General features: G+C 63.9%; 2 protein-coding genes. One reads left to right on the top strand and one right to left on the bottom strand.

Features of this window, described 5'->3' with window-relative positions; genetic code table 11:
* Positions 1–169: 169 nt before the first annotated feature.
* Complete coding sequence (locus tag Q3C01_RS44515) at positions 170–1,384, bottom strand: cytochrome c (RefSeq protein WP_458151676.1); 1,215 nt, start codon at positions 1,382–1,384, stop codon at positions 170–172.
* A 266-nt stretch (positions 1,385–1,650) separates the two neighbouring features.
* Here Q3C01_RS44515 and Q3C01_RS44510 point away from each other — a divergent pair, with 266 nt between their 5' ends.
* Entirely contained in the window at positions 1,651–5,142 is a 3,492-nt protein-coding gene (locus Q3C01_RS44510; RefSeq protein ID WP_458151675.1) for an indolepyruvate ferredoxin oxidoreductase family protein, read from the top strand.
* The last annotated feature ends 503 nt before the right edge of the window (positions 5,143–5,645 follow it).

Here is a 5,645-nt window from a genome sequence, read left to right as displayed (position 1 = left end):
TCGGCGGCAAGACACCAAAGGGATTTGCCGAGGCCCAGACCCAAACCATTCGATCACCGAATTAGTGAACTTGCACAATTGCGAGCGGAGCGAAGCAATCCAGAGATGCGTCCGCGGAGACAGTCTGGATTGCTTCGTCGCTGCGCTCCTCGCGATGACGGCGTTGGGACTAATCCTCCTTCCGCGCCTTCCCGACCTGCGCCGCCGTGACGAGCGGCGCGGCGTTGCCCCAGGAGTTGCGGATGTAGTTCGTTACCGCCGCGATCTGCTCGTCCGACAATTGCTTGGCATAGGCCGGCATCTCGCCTGTGTTGGGTGCGCGCGGCGTCGTCACGGTGTGCGCGCCGTCAAGAATGATGCGGAGCGTGGAGGAGGGATTGCCGGATTGCAGCAGCGCATTGCCGGGCAGTGGCGGATAGATGCGCGGCGCGCCGGAGCCGTCGGCCTCATGGCAGGCGATGCAGAACTTCGCATAGACGGCTTGGCCCGCCTTCATCTCGCTTTCCGATGGCGGCGTCACCGCGGGCTCGTTCGGTCCCGGTGGCAGCCCTTTCAGATAGACCGCCATGGCGCGCACATCGGCATCGCTCATCTTTGAGGTCGAGTTGACGATGACCTCGGCCATCGGCCCGTCGGCATGGCTCTTGGCATTGCGGCCGCTCTGGAGATATTCGGCGATCTCGTCGACGCTCCACGACTTCAGCCCGCTGCGCGCGGCGCTATCGAGCCGCGGTGCGAACCAGCCATCCACCTCGTTGCCCGAAAACGCCAGCCCGCGCTTGTCGGCACCAAAATAGTTCTTCGGCGTGTGGCAGGCGCCGCAATGGCCGAGCCCCGTGACGAGATAGCCGCCGCGATTCCAGGCCGCGGTCTTGAACTGATCGGGTTCGAACAGGCCGGGCTTGAAGAACAGCCAGTTCCAGGCGCGCATCAGCGATCGATAGCCAAACGGCCAGCGCAATTCCGGCGATTTGATGCGGTTCGTAACGGGGGCCTGCGTCGAAAGATACGCGCGGATGGCCAGCGTGTCGTCCTTGGTCATCCTGGTGAAGTAGGGGTAGGGGAACGCCGGATAATAATGGGAGCCATCAGGTGCGATGCCGAAGCGCAGCGCACGGGTGAAGTCGGCGTCCGTCCAGCCCCCGATCCCGGTGTCGCGATCCGGCGTCAGGTTCGGCGCATAGATCCCGCCAAAGGGCGTATCGATGCGCTTGCCGCCCGCGAACGGTTTTGCGGGATCGGCGGTGTGGCAGCTTGCGCAGTCGCCGGCCTCCACCAGCGCCTTGCCATGAGCAATTGCCTCCGGCGACGGCTCGCTCGCGGTCGCTGCAACTGCACTGCACAACGTGAGCCCTGACACCAGAGATGCCAGAATCGTCCGCATTCCCGGTCTCCCCCTGCGACCAATCGCCATGGGGCGCATTATAGACGCGTTACGTCGTTTCGCGACGCCCCGGGTATGCTGACACAAATTGAAAAGGGCGGGCAGACTTGCCGCCACGAAATTGCGATTTTCGCCAATGCCCCGCTTCGGTCCAGATTTGTGATGCGGAGGCTTAAAATTCCGACATAAAGTGGCGCGGGCATCCGGGGCGCCCTAACTAAAAACAACGGGCACGCCAACGACTTAAGAGGGCGAAGAGGACAAAAATGGGCATCAACCAGGGTCCGATCAGTCTCGACCAGAAATACACCCAATCCACCGGACACGTCTTCACCACGGGAATCCAGGCGCTGGTCCGCCTGCCCATGGCCCAGATCCGGCGCGACCGCGCCGCAGGGCTGAATACCGCAGGCTTCATCTCCGGCTATCGCGGCTCGCCGCTCGGCGGCTATGACCAGCAACTCTTCGCCGCGCGAAAGCACCTCGAGCAGTACAACATCAAGTTTCAGCCCGGCGTGAACGAGGATCTCGCCGCCACCGCGATCTGGGGCTCACAGCAGCTCAATCTCTCGCCCGGCGCCAAGTACGACGGCGTGGTCGGCATCTGGTACGGCAAGGGCCCCGGCGTCGACCGCTGCGGCGACGTCTTCCGGCATGGCAATGCCGCCGGCTCGGCCAAGCATGGCGGCGTGCTGTGCCTCGCCGGTGACGATCACGGCGCAAAGTCCTCGACCGTTCCGCATCAGTCCGACCATGCCTTCATCTCGGCGCTGATGCCTTATCTCTATCCCTCCAGCATCCACGAGATGATCGAGATGGGCCTGCTCGGTATCGCGATGTCGCGCTACTCGGGCTGCTGGGTCGGCATGAAGGTGATCACGGAGACGGTGGAGACCACCGCCGAGATCGATCTCACCGACGAGATGAAGCCCTTCATCATTCCCTCGGATTTCGAGCTGCCGCCCGGCGGCCTCAATCTTCGCTGGCCCGATGACCGCTTTGAGCAGGACCGCCGCCTGCAGGACTACAAGGGCTATGCGGCGATCGCCTTTGCGCGCGCCAACAAGGTCAACCGCGTCACGATGGATAGCCCGAACGCCCGCTACGGCATCATGGCGTCGGGCAAGAGCTATGAGGACGTCCGGCAAGCGCTGCGCGAGCTGGGTATCACCGAGGAGGTCGCTGCCAAGATCGGCCTTCGCCTCTACAAGATCGGCATGCCCTGGCCGCTGGAGCCGGAAGGCGTACGGCAGTTTGCGGTGGGCCTCGAGGAGATCTTTATCGTCGAGGAACGCCGCGAGATCGTCGAGAACCAGGTCAAGCAGGAGCTGTTCAACTGGCGCGACGACGTCCGCCCGCGCATCGTCGGCAAGATGGACGACCACGACAAGCGCTTCCTTACCTTCGCCGCCGAGCTCAGCGTCGCCTCGCTTGCTAGCTCGATCACCGAAAGGCTCCTTCGACTTAATCTCAACCCCGAAATCGCCGAGATGCTCCGCGCCAAGGCCGACTGGTTCAACGGCCGCCAGGCGACCCAGATGCAGGCCACCGCACCGGTCTCCCGAACCCCTTACTTCTGCTCCGGCTGCCCCCACAACACCTCGACCAAGGTCCCCGAAGGCAGCCGCGCGCTCGCCGGCATCGGCTGTCACTTCATGGCGCTGTGGATGGACCGCTCGACCGAAACGTTCACACACATGGGCGGCGAGGGCGTGCCATGGGTCGGCATCGCGCCTTTCACCAACGAGAACCACATTTTTGCGAACCTCGGCGACGGCACTTATTTCCACTCGGGAATTCTCGCCATCCGCCAGGCGATCGCCTCCAAGGCCAACATCACCTACAAGATCCTCTACAACGATGCCGTCGCCATGACCGGCGGCCAGCGCCACGACGGCGACCTCTCGCCGCAGAAGATCATGGCGCAGCTTCACGCCGAGGGCATCAGCGAGATCTACCTGGTCTCGGAAAATCCCGACGCGTATCCGCCCCATTCCATCGCGCCCGGCGTGAAAAAGTACCATCGCGACGAGCTCGAGAACGTCATGAAGATGTGCCGCGAGTACAAGGGCACGTCCGCGATCGTCTTCGTGCAGACGTGCGCGGCTGAGAAGCGTCGCCGCCGCAAGCGCGGCCTGATGGAGGATCCGCCGCGCCGCGTGATGATCAACCCGGCGGTCTGCGAGGGCTGCGGCGACTGTTCGGTGCAGTCGAACTGCATCTCGGTCGAGCCGCTGGAAACCGAGTTCAGCCGCAAGCGCACCATCAACCAGTCCTCCTGCAACAAGGACTATTCCTGTCTCAAGGGCTTCTGCCCGTCCTTTGTTACCATCGACGGCGGCGCGCCACGCCATCGCGCACCGGCGGAGCCTACTGATATCGGCGAGCTGCCGGAGCCCACCTCGCGACCGGCGCTGGACAAGCCCTACAATATCGCGGTCGGCGGCGTCGGCGGCACGGGTGTGCTGACCATCGGCGCGCTGCTCGGCATGGCCGCCCATATCGAGGGCAAGGCCTCGATGATCCTCGACATGTCCGGCCTCGCGCAAAAGGGCGGGGCGGTGCTGAGCCACGTCCGCCTGTCGGATCATCCGGCCGAGGTGACGTGCTCGCGCATCGTCACGGGCACCGCCGATCTCGTGCTCGCTGCGGACGAGGTCGTCGCGGTCGCCAAGGATACGATCTCGCTCTGCGATAGCAGCCGCACCCGAGGCATCATCAACAGCCACGTCATTCCCACCGCCGACTTCATCCTCAACCGCGACTTCAACTTCCAGACCCGCAAGCTGAATGCGGTGCTGGAGACCGCGCTGCACAAGGACTCCACCTTCTTCGACTTCACCAAGCCTGCCGAGCAGCTCCTTGGCGATGCCATCGCCACCAACATGATGATGATGGGCTACGCCTATCAGAAGGGGCTGCTGCCGATCGGTGCCGAAGCGATCGAGCAGGCGATCGAGGTCAACGGCGTCTCGATCAAGATGAACAAGGAGGCGTTCCGCCTCGGCCGGCTTGCGGTGGCCGATCCGAAGCGGCTCGCCGACATGCTCAAGGGCCAGGATGAGGTCGTCGCGCCGAAGAGCCTGGAGGCGATGACGCTGGACGAGATCATCGAGCATCGCGCTAAGCATCTCACCGCCTACCAGAACGGACGCCTGGCAAAGCGTTATCGCAGACTGGTCGACCAGGTCCGCGACGCTGCGGCGAAGGGCGGTTATGGCGATGCGCTGCCGCGCGCGGTCGCGATAAACTACGCCAAGCTGCTCGCCTACAAGGACGAGTATGAGGTCGCGCGTCTCTTCACCGACGGCCAGTTCGAGCAGCAACTTCGCGACCAGTTCGAAGGCGACTTCAAGTTCAGCTTCAACCTCGCGCCGCCGATCCTCAGCAATGGCGTCGATGCACAGGGCCGCCCGAAGAAGCGCGCCTTCGGCCCGTGGATGCTCGGTGGCTTCCGCTGGCTGGCAAAATTCCGCTTCCTGCGCGGCACCCCGCTGGACATCTTTGGCTACTCGGCTGACCGCAAGCTCGAGCGCGACCTGATCAGCGGCTACGAGAAGGACGTCGCCACCGTGCTCGGCCTGTTGTCGCCCATCACGCACGACACCGCGGTGGAGCTGTTGTCGCTGCCCGACCGCATCCGCGGCTACGGCCCGGTGAAGGAGAAGGCGGTGGAGGAGGCCAAAGCCCGCTACGCGCAACTCGCCGCCGACCTCGCGAGCCCACCGCCCGCGCCAAGGCAGATCGCAGCGGAGTAGGGCGCTCGATTTCGTAGGGTGGGTTAGCGCAGCGTAACCCACCACTTCTCGTTTCCGCGTCGACAATAAAGAGGTGGGTTATGCCTTCGGCTAACCCACCCTACGATTCCGGTGTTCCTTGCCCGTCGAGCAAAACACTCACCGTAGCCCGGGTGAGCGCAGCGACACCCGGGACAGCGCCCGCAGAGAGACCCGGATGTCGCTGCGCTCATCCGGGCTACAAGCCCATGCTCTGCCGGCGGATAACACACACCACCGCTACTGTGCATGGGGTTGATTTCGAGAAAAGAGAAATCGCTTGCCCCGTCGGGCAAATCACCTGTACGACTTGGCGCGAACCTCTCGTGCCCCGGACGCAGCGCAGCGCTACTTCAGCGGTGCGCTGCAGAGCCGGGGCCCATGTTGCAATAATCTGCGCGGCGGCGTTGGGTCCCTGTGTCTGGAAAGTCTGTCATGATGGTGGTGGGCGGGAAGCCGTTGGGTCCTTGGCGCTTGACGCCGTG

The sequence above is a fragment of the Bradyrhizobium sp. UFLA05-109 genome, from assembly GCF_054185165.1.
Note: the sequence above shows the minus strand (reverse complement) of the source record. Positions and strands in the feature narration are given on the sequence as shown.

Coding starts and splice junctions, on each gene's coding strand:
- Q3C01_RS44510 (WP_458151675.1), top strand. CDS start 1,651: ATGGGCATCAACCAGGGTCCGATCAGTCTCGACCAGAAATACACCCAA.
- Q3C01_RS44515 (WP_458151676.1), bottom strand. CDS start 1,384: ATGCGGACGATTCTGGCATCTCTGGTGTCAGGGCTCACGTTGTGCAGT.